Source organism: Corynebacterium sp. MSK158, assembly GCF_030229085.1.
Lineage (GTDB): Bacteria > Actinomycetota > Actinomycetes > Mycobacteriales > Mycobacteriaceae > Corynebacterium.
This window is the reverse complement of record NZ_JASPHJ010000004.1, coordinates 89,420-106,931: the sequence shown is the minus strand read 5'-3', so window position 1 is coordinate 106,931 and position 17,512 is coordinate 89,420. Positions and strand designations below refer to the sequence as shown.

Genomic DNA, 17,512 nt, shown 5'->3' with positions numbered 1-17,512 from the left:
TGGGCCATGATGGTGGCATGCGTGTTGCGATCGTGGCTGAATCCTTCCTCCCCAATGTCAATGGTGTGACCAACTCCGTGCTGCGCGTTTTAGAGCACCTGCACGAGACCGGCCAGGAGGCCATCGTCATCGCGCCGGGTGCCCGTGAGGGACAAGAAGAAATCCCGGACTACCTAGGATTCCCCATCTACCGTGTACCCACGGTGCGCGTGCCGCTGGTGGATTCGCTGCCGGTGGGCGTGCCTACCACGGCGGTCGATGAGGCGCTGCGTGATTTCAAGCCGGATATCATTCACTTGGCCAGCCCCTTCGTACTCGGCGCGGCTGGCGCTTTCTCCGCCCGCCAGCAGCGCGTGCCGGCCGTGGCGTTGTATCAGACCGATGTTGCCGGCTTTGCCACCAAGTACCATGCCTCCGCGCTGGCCTACGGCGTGTGGGAGTGGCTGCGCACGATTCATAACTCCTGCCAGATGACGCTGGCGCCGTCCTCGCTGACCATCCGGGACTTGGAAAAGCACCACATCAAGAACGTACGCCACTGGGGGCGTGGCGTGAACGCGGAACTTTTCCATCCCTCCAAGCGCTCTGATGAGCTGCGCCGCAGCTGGGATCCGAGCGGCACCAAGAATGTAGTGGGATTCGTTGGTCGCCTCGCCGCGGAAAAGGGCGTGCACCGCCTCTCGGCGCTCAATGGCCGCGAGGATATCCAGCTGGTCATCGTGGGCGATGGACCGGAGCGCCCGCTGTTGGAAGTCCAGCTGCCCGGTGCCGTCTTTACCGGTGCGCTGTCCGGCGAAGACCTCGCCGCCGCCTATGCTTCCTTGGACGTCTTTGTCCACGCCGGCGAGTTCGAGACCTTCTGTCAGTCCATCCAGGAGGCACAGGCTTCCGGCGTGCCGACCATCGGGCCGCGGGCTGGTGGCCCGGTAGACCTCATCGACGAGGGCTATAACGGCCTTCTGCTGGATGTACAGACCTTTGTGGAAGACCTCCCCAATGCGGTGGACGCTCTGCTCAATCCGGAGATCCATCAGGAGATGCGGGACAATGCGCGCGAGTCCATTTCTTCCAAGACATGGAAGGCGCTGTGCGAGCAGCTCGTGGGCTATTACGAAGAGGTACTGGAGGATACTCGCCGGGTGCCGCTGACCATTCTGGGCCAGCGTCCCGAGCTGCCGCGGTGGGCGGCTCGTGCCCTCGGCGCCCGCGTAGCCTAGACTTATCTTTTGTGTCTAAGGCAGATCTGGATAAAAAGCCCTTCGATGTGGCGCGCATGTTTGACGCCGTGGGCGAGAAATACGACCTCACCAATACCGTGCTGTCCTTTGGGCAGGACGCGCACTGGCGCAAGCGCACCCGCGAGCGTTTGAACCTTAAACCGGGCGAGAAGGTTCTCGACCTTGCAGCGGGTACCGCCGTGTCCACCGTGGAACTTTCCAAGTCCGGTGCGTGGTGCGTGGCGTGTGATTTCTCCCGTGGCATGCTGGCCGCCGGCCGTGAGCGCGACGTGCCCAAGGTGGCTGGCGATGGCATGAAGCTGCCGTTTGCGGATAACACCTTTGACGCCGTGACCATCTCTTATGGCCTGCGCAATATCCACGACTTTGAGCTCGGCCTGCGCGAAATGGCGCGCGTGACCAAGCCAGGCGGGCGCCTTGCGGTAGCGGAGTTTTCCACTCCGGTGGTACCGATTTTTGGCACCGTGTACAAGGAATACTTGATGCGCCTGCTCCCGCCGGTAGCGCGCCTGGTCTCTTCTAATCCGGAGGCATATATCTACCTCGCGGAATCCATTCGTGCGTGGCCGGGGCAGGAGGAGCTCGCCGCGGTTATCAATCGCAATGGCTGGGCCGAGGCCGGCTGGCAGAACCTTACCTTCGGCATCGTGGCGCTGCACTCGGCGGTAAAGCCAGCCTAGGCGCTTAGCAGCCCGCGACCTTGGGCGTGGGGACTATGCCGCGGTCGAATCCCAGAGTGGCGTATCGCGGCGAAGGGACGAGACCGTGCGGCCGGCGGCGCGCCAGGTGCGTGCGATGAGGTCGCGGTCATCGTCAGTAATGAGGTTGCCCATCAGGCGCGCGGCGGCCGGCATGAGCATGCGGCCGACGGGCCCGCGCAGGGCCAGAGGGCCGGCCAGCGGTAGGAACTGTGGGTAAGTAAGCAGGCGTGCGGCCGTGCGGGCCAAGAGGAAGGACTCGCCGTAGTGCTCGCGCAGGACGGCAGGCCAAGCCAAGGTGAAGTCTTTCGGGCCGAGCAGGTCTACGGCCAGCGCGGCGGTCTCCAAGCCGTAGTCGATGCCTTCGCCGTTGAGGGGGTTGATGCAGGCGGCGGCATCGCCAATGATCATCCAATTGGCGCCGGCGACGTTGGACACCGCGCCGCCCATGGGCAGCAGGGCAGAAGTGACATGCTCAATCTCGCCGAGTCCCCACTCGGGGCGCTGTTGGGCGGCGTAGAACTCGAGCAGCTTCTTGGTATTGATCTTGGCTGGGCGCTGCGCGGTTGAGAGCGCGCCGAGGCCGATGTTGACCTGACCTAGCTCGGGGCCGAGCGGGAAGATCCAGCCGTAGCCGGGTTGCACCTCGCCGCCTTCGTCCTTGAGCTCAACGTGGGAGTGCATCCAGGGCTCGGAGGCATGCGTAGAGGAAGCATAGGAGCGTGCGGCAATGCCATAAACCTCCTCGCGGTGCCAGGTGCGGCCGAGCTTCTTGCCAAAGGTAGAGCGCACGCCATCGGCCACGATGACCCACTTGGCATGCACGGTGGCCTCGCCCACGCGGAAGGAGGTCACGCGGTTTCCCTCCATTACCGGATCGGTGGCGGGGGTGCCGGTGAGGAGGGTGGCGCCGGCTTTTCGGGCGGCGTCGGCAAGCAGGGCATCAAAGCGGAAGCGCGGCAGGGCCGTGCCGACCTGGGAAGGGTAGGTCTTCGGCCAGGGCGCGGTAATGTCGCCGCCGTAGCCGTGCAGCTTCAGGCCGCGATTGCGATAGGAGGCGTTGACCGCAATGCCGAGCTCAGCAAGCTGGTGCATCGCGCGCGGGGTAAGCCCGTCGCCGCAGGTTTTATCGCGGGGAAACGTCGCGGAATCAATAAGGAGGGCGTCATAACCGGCGCGTGCGGCATGAATCGCGGCGGCGGCTCCGGCCGGCCCAGCGCCAATGATGGCGACCTCGACATAGGTTTGGGAATCGATCTGCTCCGACATGAGGACTATCATTGCATGAGTTCGACCCCTCGAGTGTGTTTAGGGGCGCAGTTTGGACTACGGTAGGTAGTCGATTATCTCTGGCTTTTAGTTGCAAGGAACACTATTTAATGACTCACGGTCAATCGCATGCTACGCACGTGGATCTTGGTGATCCGCAGCTCAATGAGCGCATTGGCGCGGGCATGAAAGCAGTAGAAGACAAGCTGCGCAGTGAAATCGACCGCGGCCAGGACTTCTTAAAGGATAAGGTCAGCCACCTGTCACAGGCCGGTGGCAAGCGCTTTCGCCCCATGATGGCGCTGTTGGCCTCCGAGTATGGTCCGCGTCCGGGCTGCGAAGAGGTTGTTAAGGCCGCCACTGTCGTGGAGATGGTGCACGTGGCCACCCTTTATCATGACGATGTCATGGATGAGGCGGACCGCCGCCGCGGCGTGGAGTCTGCCAATTCGCGGTGGAATAACTCCGTGGCCATCCTCGCCGGCGATGCGCTCTTGGCGCACGCGTCCCGCCTGATGAGCAAGCTGGATACCCACACCGTGGGCCACTTTGCCGATACCTTTGAGGAGCTGGTTACCGGCCAGATGCGCGAGACCATCGGCGCGGGTGAGGCCAATGCCGTGGAGCACTACACGGCCGTTATCCGTGAAAAGACCGCGGTGCTCATCGCCTCTGCTGGTTACCTGGGTGCCTACCACTCCGGCGCCTCGGCCGAGCATGCCGCAGCCCTGCACCGCATTGGTGGTGCCATCGGCATGATCTTCCAGATTGTGGACGATGTCATCGACATCTTCTCTGACCCAAAGGAATCCGGTAAGACCCCGGGCACCGACCTGCGCGAGGGCGTATTTACCCTGCCGGTTCTCTACGCCTTGGAGGAAGAGGGCGAAGTGGGCGATAAGTTGCGTGAGCTGCTTACTGGCCCGCTGCATTCCGACGCCGAGGTGGAGCGCGCCATCGAGCTCCTGCACCAGTCTGGCGGCCGTCAGAAGGCGCTGGAGGACATCAATGCCTACCTGCGCACGGTGGAGGAGCAGCTTGCCGTGCTACCGGAGAACTCCGCGAGCCAGGCCCTGCGCCAACTGGCGGATTACACGGTGCGCCGCGTGGGCTAGCTGCTTGGTTAAGCCCCTCTCTATAGCCCCATTCGCCCCTACTACGCTGGCGATTTGTAGGTGGGAGGGTGGTTCGTAGTAAAGTACTTACTCGCACCACACAGTGCATGCCAGGTTGCCCGAGCGGCCAAAGGGAGCGGACTGTAAATCCGCCGGCATTGCCTTCAGAAGTTCGAATCTTCTACCTGGCACAGAATGAACCCCGCAAGCAAAAGCTTGCGGGGTTCCGTCGTACCTGCAGCTGTGAGGCGGGATCTACTCGCTGGGCTCCTGGGTGCGGGAGCTTTTAGCCTTGTGCCACACCGCATAAGCACTGGCGAGGAAAACAACTAAGAAAACCCCAGCGATCCCCTGGCTTGAACATATGGCGATGAAAACTAGACTTCAAGTAGTTGAACTTTTGGTATGGAGATGCCTATGCGTAAGACCTTAATCAGCCTCACCGGCCCCGCCTTCGTTGCTGCAGTGGCTTACGTCGACCCCGGCAACGTAGCCGCCAACATCAGCGCCGGCTCCCACTACGGCTACCTCCTGGTGTGGGTACTCGTCGTGGCCAACCTCATGGCCATGTTCATCCAGTACCACTCCGCCAAACTGGGCCTAGTCACCCACCGCTCCCTGCCGGAAATCATGGGCGAGCGTCTCTCCCGCCGCGCGCGCCTAGGCATGTGGGCCCAGGCCGAGCTCATCGCCGCGGCCACCGACCTCGCCGAAGTCATCGGCGGCGCCATTGCCCTGCAACTCCTCTTCAACCTCCCCCTGTTCGCGGGCGCGCTCATCATCGGCGCGGTCTCCATCATTCTCCTCATCTTCCAGAAGAAGAACCAGTGGTTCGAGGGGCTTGTCATCGGCCTGCTCCTGGTCATCTGCATCGGCTTCCTTGCCGGCCTCGCCATCGCCCCGCCCGACCCCGCCGACGTGGCCGGCGGCCTCATCCCCCGCCTAGAGGGCAAGGACAGCATCCTGCTGGCCGCCTCCATGTTGGGCGCCACCGTCATGCCGCACGCCATTTACCTACACTCCTCCCTGACCAAGCAGCGCTACCCCGACCTGGAAATCCCCCACGTGCTGGCCGGCACCCGCGCGGACATCGCCGTGGCGCTGTCCATCGCCGGGCTCGTCAACGTGGGCCTGCTGGTCCTGGCGGGCTCGGCCCTCTACGGCGTGGACGGCACAGAGACCATCTCCGGGGCCCACACGGCGATTGCCAGCCACCTCGGCCCGCTGGCCGGCGTTCTCTTCGCCATCGGCCTGCTGGCCAGCGGCCTCGCCTCGACGTCAGTGGGCGCCTACGCCGGCTCCGAAATCATGGACGGCCTGCTTCACATCAAGGTCCCCCTACTAGTCCGCCGCCTGGTCACGCTCATCCCGGCGCTGGTCATCATCGGCTGCGGGGTCGACCCCACTATGGCACTGGTGGTCAGCCAGGCACTTCTTTCCCTGGGCATCCCCTTCGCCATCATCCCGCTTTTCCGCTATGCCGGCTCCCGGGACGTCATGGGTGAGTTCGCCGCGAAACCCTGGTCTATGGCCGTGGGCTGGACGCTTGCCGCGCTGGTCATCGCACTCAATCTCGCCCTCGTGCTCCTGCCGCTGCTCTAGGCCGCCTACAATCAGCAGCCATGATTGAAGTAGCAGCCGTCGTCATCCGCAACCCACAAGGCCACGTGCTTACCGTGCGCAAGAAGTCCTCCACCAAGTACCAACTGCCCGGCGGCAAGCCCGAGGCGGGCGAGGCGCTTGTCGACGCCGCCCTGCGCGAAGTTGCCGAAGAAGTAGGCCTCACCCTCGACGCCGAGAGCCTCAACAAACTCGGCACCTTCGACGCTCCCGCCGCCAACGAACCGGGCGAGGTCGTCGTCGGCACCATCTTCACCTACACCCGCACCGTCACCGCCGACGAACCCCATGCCGCCGCCGAAATCGGCGACACCGCCTGGGTCAACCCAGCAGCCCCCGACCGCGAGCTTGCACACCTGCTGCGCGACCGCGTCTTCCCCACGCTGGCCTAGCGCCAACTGTCAACACTTCGGCGTCATTGACCTCGAAACCATCAAGAGCTACCCTTTTGAACATGTTCACTGAACACGTTCACTCATCGCGCTCGGCCGCCAAAGCTGGCACCGTCAGCAAGGTCCTAGCCACCGCCTACGAACTCTTCCTCACTCAGGGCTACGCCACCACCAGCATCCGGACTATCGCATCCGAAGCTGGCGTTAGCGTGGGAACCGTCATGGGAGTCGGCGACAAACAAACGCTGCTCATCCGCACCATTGGCCAACACATTTCAGAACTCCACGATGACATCCGGGGACAATCCGATAGCCTTCTCGATGTCCTGAGACCTTTCCTCCAGATGTTTACCGGCCACGAAGAGCTCTCCCGCGCCTTTGGCGCAGCACTCATCCAACAAGGCAATCAAGGCGAAGCGCTCACCGCACTCAAAACGCTCCTGACCGATGAAATCACCCTGCGACTCGGCACCAGGCTCAGCAGCGCCGATGCGGCCGAGTACGCCGACCTGCTGTACAACGTCTACCTCGGCTTACTCATCGGCTGGGCCGCCGGAATCTACGACACCGAGCACCTCACATCCCAAGCCGCCTCATCGATCGAACGCCTCAACACCGCATTCGGAGTAACCCAATGATCCTAGAATCTTCCCCAGCCTGGCCCTCCCTTCTACTAGCAGCCATTCTGCTTGGCGACGCCGCCCTCTCCCTCAAACCAGTCCCCTTCATCGAAGCCTGCCTCAGCGGCGTCAAACTCCCCAAGGACTGGTGGTGGGCGCTCATTGTCATCAAGTGCCTCGCCGCCGTAGGACTCATTGCCGGCCTCTGGTTCCCCGGCGTAGGAATCACAGCCATGATTGGAGTCATCGCCTATTTCTGCGCGGCCGCAGCAGCCCATGTCCGCGCCCACTTCCTCGGTAGCGCATTCTGGATCAACTGCTTAGGCATGCTCGCATTCTCCATCGGAGTACTGATCCTGACGCTCGCACTGAATTAAGACACCAGTCAACCTTTCACGGCTTCCTGAAGGCAGATACATCATTGCACCTCTTGAATGATGACTTGATGCTTTCTACCCTAAAGGTATGCGCACGACGATAAACCTCCCGCCGAAACTCCTTGAAGAAACGAAGATCCAAGCCAAAGCCAACAATGTCACTTTGAGCTCATACGTCGAAGAGGCGGTCCGCGCTGCCCTCAAGAAGGAAGCCCGCATCAGTACCGAAGACACCCCCGTTAACCTGCCCTCCTTCGATTGCGGCGGACCGGCTCTAGTTGATCTCAGCAACAAAGAAGCTGTGTGGGCGGTACTCGATGATCATTCCTGATGTCAACATTCTCGTTTATGCCTTCCACTCCGCTGCACCGCAACATAAACCCGCTCAACAATGGCTAAGTAGTGCTCTAAATCGGCATGAAACAATTGGACTCCTGGATGTTGTGGCAACGGGCTTGAAGTAGAAAAAGCCATTTCCTAGCCTGCGAGAAATATCTGGCAATGAGGTGGAATCCGATCCCGCCAGGGTCTTGGCAACGTATACCGCATTCAAACCGCCAATGAAATAGCCGAGGCAGAGCAATGATGAAATACCAACTGCAATCTTTAGCAAAACTGTTAAGGATGAATGGTGGGGTCCTTTAATCTTTAACTCCTCTCATTTTGGCCTTCAGGACCAGCAAACTACACCTTTCTAAGGCGCTGTGTACAAACAGGCGTGCTCGGTAGCCATACCATCAGGCACAGAAAGTCACTGTAGAGATGAAGGTACGGGGTTAAGCGATAGGATATGGGATATGAAGAAGATCCGAACGATGCTGGACGGGGTAAACGAGATTCACCTATTTCAAAGCCAGCGAGTAGCGCAGGCAGCGCAGCAAGCGCATCTGCGCAATCGGACTCGCAGTTATCGGGCGCACCGGAAAATAAACGTAGCGATTTCCCACCAGTTGGAGGAGCGCTCCCTGGCGTAAATAGGCTTTCTAACCTTGATGACCAAATTGCTGTGTGGGCGCTTCAGGGGCCAACTCCGCATCCACAGATAATCAAACAGCACAATGACATTCAGCCGGGCGCAGGCGATCGGATTATGGAGGACGCTCATGCAGATATTGTCCTCGATAGGAAAGTTACAGCAGAATCTTTCGAGTACGCGATATTTGAATCAAAAGTACGGCTCTTTACAACCGTAGGTGTCATTTTCGGCGCGCTCATCCTTATACCGGCGATACTCGTTCTTTTTGACCCACCGGAATCGATAGTTGGTACTGCGGCGGTGGGTCTGGCGGCAGCAAGCCCACTAGTCCGCACCCTCATTGGCCCTAAGCAATCCCGGAAGGACCAGTTAGAGAGCGCGGAGCGGGGAGGGGTTTAAATCCCGAAGTAGGCGCGCAGGTCGGCCGCAATGGCATCGAGGCGGTCGGCGTCGGGGGATTCGAGGTAGCACTTCAGCTTCGGCTCGGTACCGGAGGGGCGCACGATGACTCGGTCATTGTTGTCGGTGAAAAATTTGGAACCTTGGGCGAATTTCTCTACCTTCGCCACGGGCGAGCCAGCCAGTTCAGCGGGCGGGGTAGATGCGACCTTATCCATCGCTTGGGCGATGATGCTGAGGTCATCGACGCGGAAGGTCAGCGGCTGGGTGTAGAGGGCGCCCACGGTGGCGTAGATGCCTTCTAGGCGCTCTAGCAAGGTGGTTCCTGCGGCCTTGCATTCGGCTGCGAGGCTGGCGAGCACTACGGAGGTAGCAACGCCGTCCTTGTCGCGGACAGCGGTGGGGTCCGGGCAGAAACCAATGGCTTCCTCATAACCAAAGGCGAGGTCTGGGGTGCGGGCGATCCACTTGAAACCGGTGAGCGTCTCTTTGTGGCCGAGGCTATAGTGGGCGGCGATGCGCCTGAGCAGGCGGGAGGAGACGAGCGAGTTGGCGAAGTTGCCTGTCGCACCCTGGCGGGCAAGATAGTCGCCCAAAAGGGCGCCGGTTTCATCGCCGGTGAGCTGGCGCCACGTGCCTGAGGACGTGGGCACGGCGGCGGCGCAGCGATCCGCATCCGGGTCATAAGCGATAAGAATATCGGCACCGATCTCCTCAGCGTGGCGGATGCCGAGGTCGAGGGCACCCGGCTCTTCCGGGTTGGGGAAGGAAACGGTGGGGAAATCGGGATCCGGTTGGGCCTGTTCAGGAACCAGCGAGACGCGGAACCCGCAGCGGGTCAGCAGCTTTTCGCCCAAGGCGGCGCCGACGCCGTGCATGGCGGTCAGCGCGATGGTGACATCGGTATGTGCACCCACGAGCTGTGCGGCGCGGTCGAGGTACTCGGCGCGGGTATCGACGTCCGCGATGTTCTCGGTGGATAGCGGGACTTCATCGGCATGGGGTGCCGCGGCGATGGCGGTGGCGATTTCGGCATCGGCGGGCGAAACCAGCTGTACGCCTTCTGCCGGGCCGGTGGCGATGCGGCCGCCCAGGTAGACCTTGTAGCCATTATCGGCCGGCGGGTTATGCGAGGCAGTGACCATAATGCCGGCATCCGCCTTGAGCGAGCGGACCGTGAAGGCGGTCAGCGGAGTGGGGTTCTGCGCTGGCAGAACCAAGGCCTTGCCGCCGGCCGCGGAGATGACCTGTGCGGCATCGCGCTGGAACTGCGCGGAGCCGTGGCGGGCATCGCAACCAATGGCTACCACTGGGGTGTCTACGTGCTGTTTGAGCCAGGAGATTAGCCCATAGGTGGTGCGGATGACCACGGCGCGATTCATGCGGGACTCGCCCGCGCCCACGGCGGCGCGCAGGCCCGCGGTGCCGAAGGCGAGGGGACCGGCGAAGGCGGCGGCGAGCTCGTCGGTATTGCCCTCTTCAATCCAGGTCATCACCTGGCGGGCGGTGTCCGGATCGGGGTCGTGCTCGGCCCAGGTGCGGGCGTAGTCATAATCCACGGTGGCGGCCTTTGACATGGCTTAGAGCTCCTCGAGGATCTTGGCGGAGGAAGACAAGCCCAGGCGGGTTGCGCCGGCCTCAATCATGGCCAAGGCATCCTTGGCGGTGCGGATGCCGCCAGAGGCCTTCACGCCTAGCTTGTCGCCTACGGTCTCGCGCATGAGCTTAACGGCGTGTACGGAGGCGCCGCCGGCCGGGTGGAAACCAGTGGAGGTCTTCACAAAGTCCGCCTGGGCGGCTGCGGCGGCCTTGCAGGCGAGGACAATGGCGTCGTCGGAAAGCGCGGCGGACTCGATGATGACCTTGAGCACCTTGCCTGGGATAGCATCGCGCACGGCCTGGATTTCGGCCTGCAGATCCTCGGCGCGGCCCTCGATGGCCAGCGGGATATTGATGACCATGTCCACCTCTTTGGCACCATCGGCAACCGCGCGGGCCGCCTCAGCGGCCTTAATCTCCGGCTTTACAGCACCGGAAGGAAAGCCCACGACGGTAGCAATATGCAGCGAATCAGGAACCTCGATGGGCAGGGCGGACGGGGAAACACAGACGGAATAGGTGCCCAGCTCGGCCGCCTCATTCACCAAGGCGCGGAACTGTTCCGGGGTGGCCTCCGGCTTGAGCAGGGTGTGGTCGATGATGGATGCAACGTCGGTGCGGGAAGTCATAATTGTTCTCCTTAGCGGGTGAGGCGGGATTCGGAACGGGCCATCTTGAGGTCAGAGACGATGTACAGGGCAATGCCGATGGCGGCGACGGCCGCGAGGATCCACAGCACGGTGTTATAGCTGGTGAGGTCCTGCAGCTTCGCCGTATAGGCAATGCCCAGCGGGATGGCGATATTGATGGTCAGGTTATAAAAGCCAATCGCGATGCCGGACTTGGCGGCGGTGATATTGCGCAGCGCGGTATTGACCAGCGGGGCGTACATCAGCGCAAAGCCAGAGGCAAAGGCCACGATGGCCAGGATGAGTACGGCGACGTGAAGCTGCACAAAGAGCGCGGCCACCACTAGTGCGCCGGCAACCAGGCCGAAGGCGGTGTAGATGGTGGCGCGGGAGGATAAAACCGCACCGATCTTGCCGGAGAAAATACCGATGAGGATGGCGCAAACGTAGCCCGGGATCATCAGCAGGGAGGCCTTATCGATGTTCATGCCATGCAGGTCGTGCGCGGCAAATGGCAGCAGGAAGATAAAACCCATCTGGGTGGAGTAGACGAAGAAGACCATGAGGATGGTCCACACGTAGCGGCCGTTAGTAAAGAATTCCGGGGTGACCACGGGGTGCTTGGCGTCGCCGATGTGGATGATAAACCCCACGACGCCAAGGAAAGCAAAGATGAGCCATGCCCAGTTGAATTCCTGCATAAACATGGTTAGGCCGGTGGCGAAGGCCGCGATGAAAAACAGGCCCAGGGCATCGAGGTGGCCTTCCACAGCCTCATCTTCTGGCACCAGCTTGATGATCGGCGGGATGGCCAGGATGAGAATGAGCGGGATGAGGAACATCGCCGTCCACGAGACATAGGTGGAAATAAAGCCGGAGGTCAGCGCGCCAATGAGCAGCCCGGCTTGGAAGGCGGCGGTGGAAAAGCCGAGGTAGGTCTTTTGATCGGCCTCGCTCAAGTGCTTGGTCACGTAAATGACATACAGCGTCTCCGCGGCGGCAAGGCCCGTGGTTTGGATGAGGCGGCCGGTAAGAACCATGGGCCAGAAGCTGGAAAAGGCGAAGGCCAAAAGTGAGCCCACGGCGATGAGGACAACGCCGGTGAGCATGAGCTTGCGGATGGAGATGGAATCCGCCAGCGCGGCGTAGACCACGGCGCCGATGCCGATGATCACGCCGGCGAGGGAAGCCTGGAGGGAGGCGGTTTTAACGGAGATGTCGAGCGCCTCGGCGATCGGCATGGTCATCGTCTTAAAGCCGTTATCAATAACCAGTGAGAAGACGAAGACAAAGAGCAGGATGGGTACGGCAACCTTGGGGTTTACCGCGGAGCCTGGCCGCTTTTCCTGCGGGGAAGCGGTGGGGTGGGTGGAAGTCACGGGGAGAGGTTCCTTTTAGTCGAGCGCGTTGAGCGGAAGCGCGAGTTCAATCATGGTGCGGAAGGCGGTCTGGCGCTCTTCCGCGGAGAGGTGGGTATCATGCACCAGGTTGTCGGAGACGGTGAAAAGCCCCAGCGCGTCGACGCCGGCCTCAGCCGCGGTGGCATAGAGCGCTGCAGATTCCATCTCTACGCCGAGCACACCCATATGCGCCCAGCGCTCGTTAACGCTCTGGTCAAAGTTATAGAAGATATCCGAGCTCAAAATATTGCCCACGTGGATGTGGGCCTGCTGCTTTTCGGCCTGATCCACCAAAGCCTTGAGGAGCTTCCACGAGGCGGTGGGGGCGTAGCTGCCCGGCAGGTTGTACTGGCTCAAGAAGTTGGAATCGGTGGAGGCCGACGATGCGACGATGACATCGTGCAGCTCAATGTCTTCCTGCATGGCGCCAATGGAACCAACGCGGATGAGCTTCTTTACGCCGTAGTTGTGGATGAGCTCCCAGGAGTAGATGCCGATGGAGGGAATGCCCATGCCGGAGCCCATGACGGAGATGGGCTTGCCGTTAAAAGTGCCGGTAAACCCCAGCATATTGCGCACACCGTTGAACTGGACGGTATTTTCCAGGAAGTTCTCGGCGATGAACTTCGCGCGCAGCGGGTCACCGGGCAGGAGGATGGTTTCCGCAATGGGTGCGCCATGCGGATTGATGTGTGGGGTGGCAATATCGGTAGCGGACATATCTGCGCTCCTCGGTATGGGGTGTGGGATTTTACACACCCAGCTTAAACCCTCAGGGCCTCGAATCAATGGCCTTGTTTGCAGCTTTTCAACAACTGCGGAAAGCCTCACTGGACTCAGCGACCAGCGTCCGTGCCGAGGTCACTGCCCACGGTGAGCATTGCCACGCTTGCCGACGTCTTTTCCCACAACCGTCCAATCCACATGCCTTCGCACGCCTGCCGGCGCACGGTAGGAGGCGTGGCCGAGCGGCCCGCAGGGGTGGGCTGCCATGCCGTTTGTCTAACTGCCTTCAAAAGGCGCGAAAAGGTGTCACAGGAGCTATGCATTTTTACGCCGTGACGTGGCGATTTGTGTAAAACGTTGAAAGCAGGTTAGATTATTGGAGTCCGCAACGGAGAGCACAACGAAATAGCGATGTGTTCAACGCTAGGATGTGCCCCCTTAGCTCAGTCGGCAGAGCGTTTCCATGGTAAGGAAAAGGTCGACAGTTCGATTCTGTCAGGGGGCTCCATTCATGTTTGGAGCAAGGAATTCCTCCAAGGTGAATATGGCGGTGTAGCTCAGTGGTAGAGCAAGCGACTCATAATCGCTGTGTCGCGAGTTCAATTCTCGCCATCGCTACCGGGAAAGAAAGGCGCCCGCAGGGCGCTTTTTTATTACCGCGCTGAAGGCAGTCCAGGCGGTGCCTAGTTTCGGATTGGAACTAAGGCTCTGGTAAGGTCTTCAACGCTTGATGCTGAGGCATCAAGGAATAAAAGAATAGGGGCGTGGCGCAATTGGTAGCGCAACGGTCTCCAAAACCGTAGGTTGCAGGTTCGAGTCCTGTCGCCCCTGCATAGTAAACCCCGTCATCTGGCATTAGGTGGCGGGGTTTCTTCATGCCCTAATTTCTTCGTGGCGCTTGTCTCGCCACCATGTTGTCAAGGCCACGCCTTGCAAATGCCGTGGTCAGCTTTTCATGCTGTACAAGCTTTGCTAGGGTTGACAAAGTTATGGAGGTGCGCGTTAAGCGCCCTATTAGATTTAGTTCCCAAGGAGGGTTAGCTGTGAGCGATGAGCAGCAGCCGAAGAATTCGGGTGCATCGCGCCCGACCGGTAAGCGTCAGCTCTCTGGTGCGGCTACCACGTCCTCCGCGGACTACGCCGATAAGCACGTCGTCCGCGTCGAGGATAAGAACCACGATGACACCCCAGGTGGCGGCGTAGCCGCCTTCCCGGGCGAGGTCGCGTCCGAGATGAAGAAGGTGGTGTGGCCTACCGCTAAGGAGATGCTGCAGTACACCCTCATTACCTTTGGGTTCCTTATCGTGATGACCGTTTTGGTCTGGGGCGTTGACACCCTGGCAGGTCTCGGAGTTGAGCAGGTTCTCTCAGATTAGTAAGATAAACGCATAATCTTTTATCCCGCTGTTTCCGCTAAAGGAACGGCGGGATACTTTTTGCCCATACGCGGGCGGGTAGGCTGGTCCTACGCAACGCGCCGAGGAATTTTTTGGAGTAAGAATTATGAGCGACGAAAACAACGTCGAAACCGTAGGCACCTCCCTGGAAGAGGCAATGCAGTCCAACGTGCAAGAGCAGGCGGCAGAGCACGCAAGCTCCGTAGAAGAAGCACAGCAGGAGGACGCTACCCCAGCCGCTCCGGCAGCGGAAGAAGCTCAAGGAACGGCTGAGTCCACCGACGCTGCAGGCGAGTCCACCGACGCAGTGGAACCGGCAGCGGCCGAAGTAGAGGCCGAGGGCGCAGCCCCTGAGGCCGGCGAAGACGAGTCCGAGGATGCCGCCTACCGCAAGCGCCTGCGCGCCTTTACCCGCGAGCTGAAGAAGCAGCCGGGCCAGTGGTACATCATCCAGTGCTACTCCGGGTACGAAAACAAGGTAAAGACCAACCTGGACATGCGTGCCCAGACCCTCGAGGTAGAAGATTCCATCTTCGAGGTCGTTGTTCCTATTGAGCAGGTCCTGGAGACCAAGGACGGCAAGAAGAAGATTGTGAAGCGAAAGCTGCTGCCGGGCTACGTCTTGGTTCGTGCTGAGCTTAACGACGCCGCATGGTCCGTTATCCGCGAAACCCCAGGCGTGACCTCCTTCGTGGGCAACGAGGGCAACGCCACCCCGGTCAAGACCCGCGACGTGGCTAAGTTCCTCATGCCGAACGAGGCGCCGTCCACCAAGGGCGATGCTGCCCCGAACGAGGCAGAGGGCGAGCAGGTTGTGGCTATGCCGGAGAAGGAAGTGGCCAAGAAGTATGCGCACGACTTCGAGGTGGGCGAGGCAGTGACCATCCTGTCCGGCCCGCTGGCCGCCGTATCCGCGACCATTTCCGAGATCGACCCGGAGACCGGCAAGATGCAGGGCCTGGTGTCCATCTTCGGCCGCGAGACCCCGGTGGAGTTGTCGCCGACCGAGATCGAGCGCATCTCCTAAAAAGTGATTTTGTGCAGGGCGCACGGTGTTCTAAACTGGAACGCCGTGCGCCTTTGGCGTGCGTATAAGAAAACGTTTCATCCTCCGGTGGCCCACTGAAGGTGAGCATCCGGACGGGATCCCGTTATTCATCGTGGCGGACATCCCGGTAACACAGGAAAGAGGTAATTCGATGGCTCCTAAGAAGAAGGTATCCGGCTTCATCAAGCTGCAGATCGAGGCAGGCGCCGCTAACCCGGCGCCGCCAGTTGGCCCGGCACTGGGTGCCCACGGCGTCAACATCATGGAGTTCTGCAAGGCTTATAACGCCGCTACCGAGAACCAGCGTGGCAACGTGGTTCCGGTTGAGATCACCGTCTACGAGGACCGTTCCTTCGACTTCAAGCTAAAGACTCCGCCGGCAGCTAAGCTGCTGCTGAAGGCCGCTGGCATCCAGAAGGGCTCCGGCGTCCCACACACCGACAAGGTTGGTTCTGTGTCTTGGGATCAGTGCAAGGAAATCGCAGAGACCAAGTTTGCGGACCTGAACGCACGTGACATCGAGAACGGCGCTCGCATCATCGCCGGTACCGCCCGCTCCATGGGCATCACCGTTGATGGCGCACCGGAGAAGTAAAAACTTTATGTGGTAGGGCCAGCTACGGCCCGCCGAACACCACACCAATCCAGAAAAGGAATTGTTAAATGAGCACCAAGTCTAAGGCTTATAAGGCCGCTGCGGAACTGGTAGATAAGTCCCGCCTGTACCGTCCGATCGAGGCCACCAAGCTGGCCAAGGAGACCTCCTCCAAGAACTTCGACGCCACCGTTGACGTAGTCTTCCGCCTGGGCGTTGACCCGCGCAAGGCTGACCAGCTGGTTCGCGGCACCGTTTCCCTGCCTAACGGCACCGGTAAGGACGTTCGCGTTGCTGTCTTCGCTGAGGGCGAGAAGGCTACCGCCGCTCAGGAAGCTGGCGCTGACATCGTCGGCACCGCTGAACTGATCGAGCAGATCAACGAGGGCAACATCGATTTCGACGTTGCTATCGCTACCCCGGATCAGATGGCCAAGGTTGGCCGCGTTGCTCGCGTCCTGGGCCCGCGTGGTCTGATGCCGAACCCGAAGACCGGCACCGTTACCGCAGACGTTGCTAAGGCAATCTCTGAGGTTAAGGGCGGCAAGATCTCCTTCCGCGTTGATAAGGCTGCTAACCTGCACGCCATCATCGGCAAGGCATCCTTTGACGCTGAGAAGCTGGCTGAGAACTACGGCGCTCTCATGGACGAGGTCCAGCGCCTGAAGCCTTCTTCCGCTAAGGGCATCTACATCAAGCGCGCTACCATCTCCACCACCTCCGGCCCGGGCATCCCGGTTGACGGTTCCGTGGTCAAGGATTACACCGCGTAAGCAGTTCTAACGCACTGCGTTCAAAGTTAAAGGGCTTCGAGGATTGCCTCGAAGCCCTTTTTCTATGTTTAAGCCCGCCTGCAGCTACACGGCGTCAATATCGTCTGGTGCCCAATCGCCGCCATCGAAGTAGACGTTGCGTGCCAAAGGAATTTGGTGCGAAGCAGACTCCAGGATGTGCATAAAATACCCGGCTGTATTCGGAATGGCAAGGGTATCTCCCACGGCAATGCCATCCGGGAAGTCCAGTTCGCGGCGCAGGATAACCTCGTCTTCAATGCAGTAGGCACCCACCACAAAGCCGGTGCGTGGGTCGCGGAAGATTTCCTTTTGCCGCCATGCAGGCAGCCTCTCCCCGAAGCGGGTGGAAGGTAGGGAGTATGGACTAGGAGCGAGTCGTGGCGCCACGTGGGCGGGTGCCGGGATAGGCGGGCTCGTCGAGGACGACGGCGACCAAGGGGGCGTCGCCAAGCGAGGCGGCCTCGGCCGCGAGGGAAAGGGCCTGGTTATCGTGCAGGCGCAGGTCATCGCGGAACCACATCAGGCTGGTCATAGCGGCCATGCTACGCGGAGCACACGGCGATTTGGAGAAACCGAGGTGGGGAGGTAGTGTTTTCCACGAAGTTTGAACGGCCACTTCA

General features: G+C 60.7%; 22 protein-coding genes and 4 tRNA genes. 18 read left to right on the top strand and 8 right to left on the bottom strand.

The genetic code is table 11. The features are described 5' to 3' along the window. Positions 1-17: 17 nt before the first annotated feature. Positions 18-1,217, top strand: coding sequence for a glycosyltransferase family 4 protein (locus QP915_RS04860; protein ID WP_284768410.1), 1,200 nt, complete (start codon positions 18-20; stop codon positions 1,215-1,217). Between the two features lie 11 nt (positions 1,218-1,228). Continuing rightward, the gene (locus tag QP915_RS04855) at positions 1,229-1,918 is read left to right on the top strand and encodes a demethylmenaquinone methyltransferase (RefSeq protein ID WP_005322922.1); all 690 of its coding nucleotides are present in this window, start codon (positions 1,229-1,231) and stop codon (positions 1,916-1,918) included. A gap of 33 nt (positions 1,919-1,951) precedes the next feature. On the opposite strand, the gene QP915_RS04850 is transcribed toward QP915_RS04855, so the two are convergent. After that, complete coding sequence (locus QP915_RS04850) at positions 1,952-3,217, bottom strand: geranylgeranyl reductase family protein (RefSeq protein WP_284768323.1); 1,266 nt, start codon at positions 3,215-3,217, stop codon at positions 1,952-1,954. Positions 3,218-3,315: 98 nt separating this feature from the next. Here QP915_RS04850 and QP915_RS04845 point away from each other — a divergent pair, with 98 nt between their 5' ends. From QP915_RS04845 to QP915_RS11715, 9 genes are all read left to right on the top strand, one after another. After that, the gene (locus QP915_RS04845; protein ID WP_284768320.1) at positions 3,316-4,320 is read left to right on the top strand and encodes a polyprenyl synthetase family protein; all 1,005 of its coding nucleotides are present in this window, start codon (positions 3,316-3,318) and stop codon (positions 4,318-4,320) included. A gap of 109 nt (positions 4,321-4,429) precedes the next feature. Continuing rightward, positions 4,430-4,511: transfer RNA gene (locus QP915_RS04840), tRNA-Tyr, on the top strand. A 226-nt stretch (positions 4,512-4,737) separates the two neighbouring features. Then, complete coding sequence (locus tag QP915_RS04835; protein ID WP_011272788.1) at positions 4,738-5,922, top strand: Nramp family divalent metal transporter; 1,185 nt, start codon at positions 4,738-4,740, stop codon at positions 5,920-5,922. A 20-nt stretch (positions 5,923-5,942) separates the two neighbouring features. Further along, positions 5,943-6,332 (top strand): NUDIX hydrolase, encoded by a 390-nt coding sequence (locus tag QP915_RS04830; RefSeq protein WP_005292595.1) that lies wholly within the window; start codon positions 5,943-5,945, stop codon positions 6,330-6,332. Positions 6,333-6,394: 62 nt separating this feature from the next. Further along, positions 6,395-6,970 (top strand): TetR/AcrR family transcriptional regulator, encoded by a 576-nt coding sequence (locus QP915_RS04825; protein WP_005292598.1) that lies wholly within the window; start codon positions 6,395-6,397, stop codon positions 6,968-6,970. Next, positions 6,967-7,329, top strand: coding sequence for a DoxX family protein (locus QP915_RS04820; RefSeq protein WP_005292602.1), 363 nt, complete (start codon positions 6,967-6,969; stop codon positions 7,327-7,329). Before QP915_RS04825 ends, QP915_RS04820 begins: the two co-directional genes overlap by 4 nt. A 163-nt stretch (positions 7,330-7,492) precedes the next feature. Next, positions 7,493-7,660, top strand: coding sequence for a hypothetical protein (locus tag QP915_RS04815; RefSeq protein ID WP_227909767.1), 168 nt, complete (start codon positions 7,493-7,495; stop codon positions 7,658-7,660). Between the two features lie 466 nt (positions 7,661-8,126). Beyond that, positions 8,127-8,303, top strand: a complete 177-nt coding sequence (locus QP915_RS04810) for a hypothetical protein (RefSeq protein ID WP_005322912.1) — start codon at positions 8,127-8,129, stop codon at positions 8,301-8,303. Between the two features lie 32 nt (positions 8,304-8,335). Beyond that, positions 8,336-8,704 carry a DUF2335 domain-containing protein gene (locus QP915_RS11715; protein WP_350309421.1) on the top strand — a complete coding sequence of 123 codons (369 nt, stop codon included), beginning with the start codon at positions 8,336-8,338 and terminating at the stop codon, positions 8,702-8,704. Here the strand turns inward: QP915_RS11715 and QP915_RS04805 are convergent. From QP915_RS04805 to QP915_RS04785, 5 genes are all read right to left on the bottom strand, one after another. Then, the gene (locus QP915_RS04805) at positions 8,701-10,281 is read right to left on the bottom strand and encodes a phospho-sugar mutase (RefSeq protein WP_225746009.1); all 1,581 of its coding nucleotides are present in this window, start codon (positions 10,279-10,281) and stop codon (positions 8,701-8,703) included. The genes QP915_RS11715 and QP915_RS04805 overlap by 4 nt on opposite strands. Before the next feature lie 3 nt (positions 10,282-10,284). Next, positions 10,285-10,932, bottom strand: coding sequence for a deoxyribose-phosphate aldolase (gene deoC / locus QP915_RS04800; protein WP_284768317.1), 648 nt, complete (start codon positions 10,930-10,932; stop codon positions 10,285-10,287). 11 nt (positions 10,933-10,943) lie between these two features. Further along, positions 10,944-12,311, bottom strand: a complete 1,368-nt coding sequence (locus tag QP915_RS04795) for an MFS transporter (RefSeq protein WP_284768316.1) — start codon at positions 12,309-12,311, stop codon at positions 10,944-10,946. A 15-nt stretch (positions 12,312-12,326) separates the two neighbouring features. Further along, positions 12,327-13,052, bottom strand: coding sequence for a purine-nucleoside phosphorylase (gene deoD, locus QP915_RS04790; RefSeq protein ID WP_284768315.1), 726 nt, complete (start codon positions 13,050-13,052; stop codon positions 12,327-12,329). Positions 13,053-13,193: 141 nt separating this feature from the next. Next, positions 13,194-13,325: a hypothetical protein gene (locus QP915_RS04785; RefSeq protein ID WP_284768314.1), complete on the bottom strand. Its 132-nt coding sequence runs from the start codon at positions 13,323-13,325 to the stop codon at positions 13,194-13,196. A gap of 165 nt (positions 13,326-13,490) precedes the next feature. On the opposite strand from QP915_RS04785, the gene QP915_RS04780 reads away from it, so the two are divergent. The 7 genes from QP915_RS04780 to rplA all read left to right on the top strand — a co-directional run bounded on the left by QP915_RS04780 (position 13,491) and on the right by rplA (position 16,871). Beyond that, positions 13,491-13,566 (top strand) — tRNA-Thr (locus tag QP915_RS04780). A gap of 38 nt (positions 13,567-13,604) precedes the next feature. After that, positions 13,605-13,676 (top strand) — tRNA-Met (locus QP915_RS04775). A gap of 140 nt (positions 13,677-13,816) precedes the next feature. After that, positions 13,817-13,889, top strand: a tRNA-Trp gene (locus tag QP915_RS04770). Positions 13,890-14,101: 212 nt separating this feature from the next. Continuing rightward, positions 14,102-14,434, top strand: coding sequence for a preprotein translocase subunit SecE (gene secE / locus QP915_RS04765; protein WP_284768313.1), 333 nt, complete (start codon positions 14,102-14,104; stop codon positions 14,432-14,434). Positions 14,435-14,561: 127 nt separating this feature from the next. Beyond that, complete coding sequence (nusG, locus tag QP915_RS04760) at positions 14,562-15,482, top strand: transcription termination/antitermination protein NusG (protein WP_284768311.1); 921 nt, start codon at positions 14,562-14,564, stop codon at positions 15,480-15,482. 172 nt (positions 15,483-15,654) lie between these two features. Next, positions 15,655-16,098 carry a 50S ribosomal protein L11 gene (gene rplK / locus QP915_RS04755; protein WP_049358678.1) on the top strand — a complete coding sequence of 148 codons (444 nt, stop codon included), beginning with the start codon at positions 15,655-15,657 and terminating at the stop codon, positions 16,096-16,098. A gap of 68 nt (positions 16,099-16,166) precedes the next feature. Then, the gene (gene rplA / locus QP915_RS04750; RefSeq protein WP_284768310.1) at positions 16,167-16,871 is read left to right on the top strand and encodes a 50S ribosomal protein L1; all 705 of its coding nucleotides are present in this window, start codon (positions 16,167-16,169) and stop codon (positions 16,869-16,871) included. A gap of 84 nt (positions 16,872-16,955) precedes the next feature. On the opposite strand, the gene QP915_RS04745 is transcribed toward rplA, so the two are convergent. Next, positions 16,956-17,279: a hypothetical protein gene (locus QP915_RS04745; RefSeq protein WP_284768308.1), complete on the bottom strand. Its 324-nt coding sequence runs from the start codon at positions 17,277-17,279 to the stop codon at positions 16,956-16,958. Continuing rightward, complete coding sequence (locus QP915_RS04740; RefSeq protein WP_284768306.1) at positions 17,257-17,424, bottom strand: deoxyribodipyrimidine photo-lyase; 168 nt, start codon at positions 17,422-17,424, stop codon at positions 17,257-17,259. Before QP915_RS04740 ends, QP915_RS04745 begins: the two co-directional genes overlap by 23 nt. Between the last annotated feature and the right edge of the window lie 88 nt (positions 17,425-17,512).

Excerpts from the sequence above, each read along its gene's own strand:
- QP915_RS04825 (WP_005292598.1), top strand. The coding sequence starts at position 6,395 with ATGTTCACTGAACACGTTCACTCATCGCGCTCGGCCGCCAAAGCTGGC.
- deoD (WP_284768315.1), bottom strand. The coding sequence starts at position 13,052 with ATGTCCGCTACCGATATTGCCACCCCACACATCAATCCGCATGGCGCA.
- QP915_RS04860 (WP_284768410.1), top strand. The coding sequence starts at position 18 with ATGCGTGTTGCGATCGTGGCTGAATCCTTCCTCCCCAATGTCAATGGT.
- QP915_RS04805 (WP_225746009.1), bottom strand. The coding sequence starts at position 10,281 with ATGTCAAAGGCCGCCACCGTGGATTATGACTACGCCCGCACCTGGGCC.
- QP915_RS04810 (WP_005322912.1), top strand. The coding sequence starts at position 8,127 with ATGAAGAAGATCCGAACGATGCTGGACGGGGTAAACGAGATTCACCTA.
- QP915_RS04850 (WP_284768323.1), bottom strand. The coding sequence starts at position 3,217 with ATGATAGTCCTCATGTCGGAGCAGATCGATTCCCAAACCTATGTCGAG.
- QP915_RS04785 (WP_284768314.1), bottom strand. The coding sequence starts at position 13,325 with ATGGCAGCCCACCCCTGCGGGCCGCTCGGCCACGCCTCCTACCGTGCG.
- rplA (WP_284768310.1), top strand. The coding sequence starts at position 16,167 with ATGAGCACCAAGTCTAAGGCTTATAAGGCCGCTGCGGAACTGGTAGAT.
- QP915_RS04830 (WP_005292595.1), top strand. The coding sequence starts at position 5,943 with ATGATTGAAGTAGCAGCCGTCGTCATCCGCAACCCACAAGGCCACGTG.
- QP915_RS04845 (WP_284768320.1), top strand. The coding sequence starts at position 3,316 with ATGACTCACGGTCAATCGCATGCTACGCACGTGGATCTTGGTGATCCG.
- QP915_RS04740 (WP_284768306.1), bottom strand. The coding sequence starts at position 17,424 with ATGACCAGCCTGATGTGGTTCCGCGATGACCTGCGCCTGCACGATAAC.
- rplK (WP_049358678.1), top strand. The coding sequence starts at position 15,655 with ATGGCTCCTAAGAAGAAGGTATCCGGCTTCATCAAGCTGCAGATCGAG.
- nusG (WP_284768311.1), top strand. The coding sequence starts at position 14,562 with ATGAGCGACGAAAACAACGTCGAAACCGTAGGCACCTCCCTGGAAGAG.
- QP915_RS04835 (WP_011272788.1), top strand. The coding sequence starts at position 4,738 with ATGCGTAAGACCTTAATCAGCCTCACCGGCCCCGCCTTCGTTGCTGCA.
- deoC (WP_284768317.1), bottom strand. The coding sequence starts at position 10,932 with ATGACTTCCCGCACCGACGTTGCATCCATCATCGACCACACCCTGCTC.
- QP915_RS04820 (WP_005292602.1), top strand. The coding sequence starts at position 6,967 with ATGATCCTAGAATCTTCCCCAGCCTGGCCCTCCCTTCTACTAGCAGCC.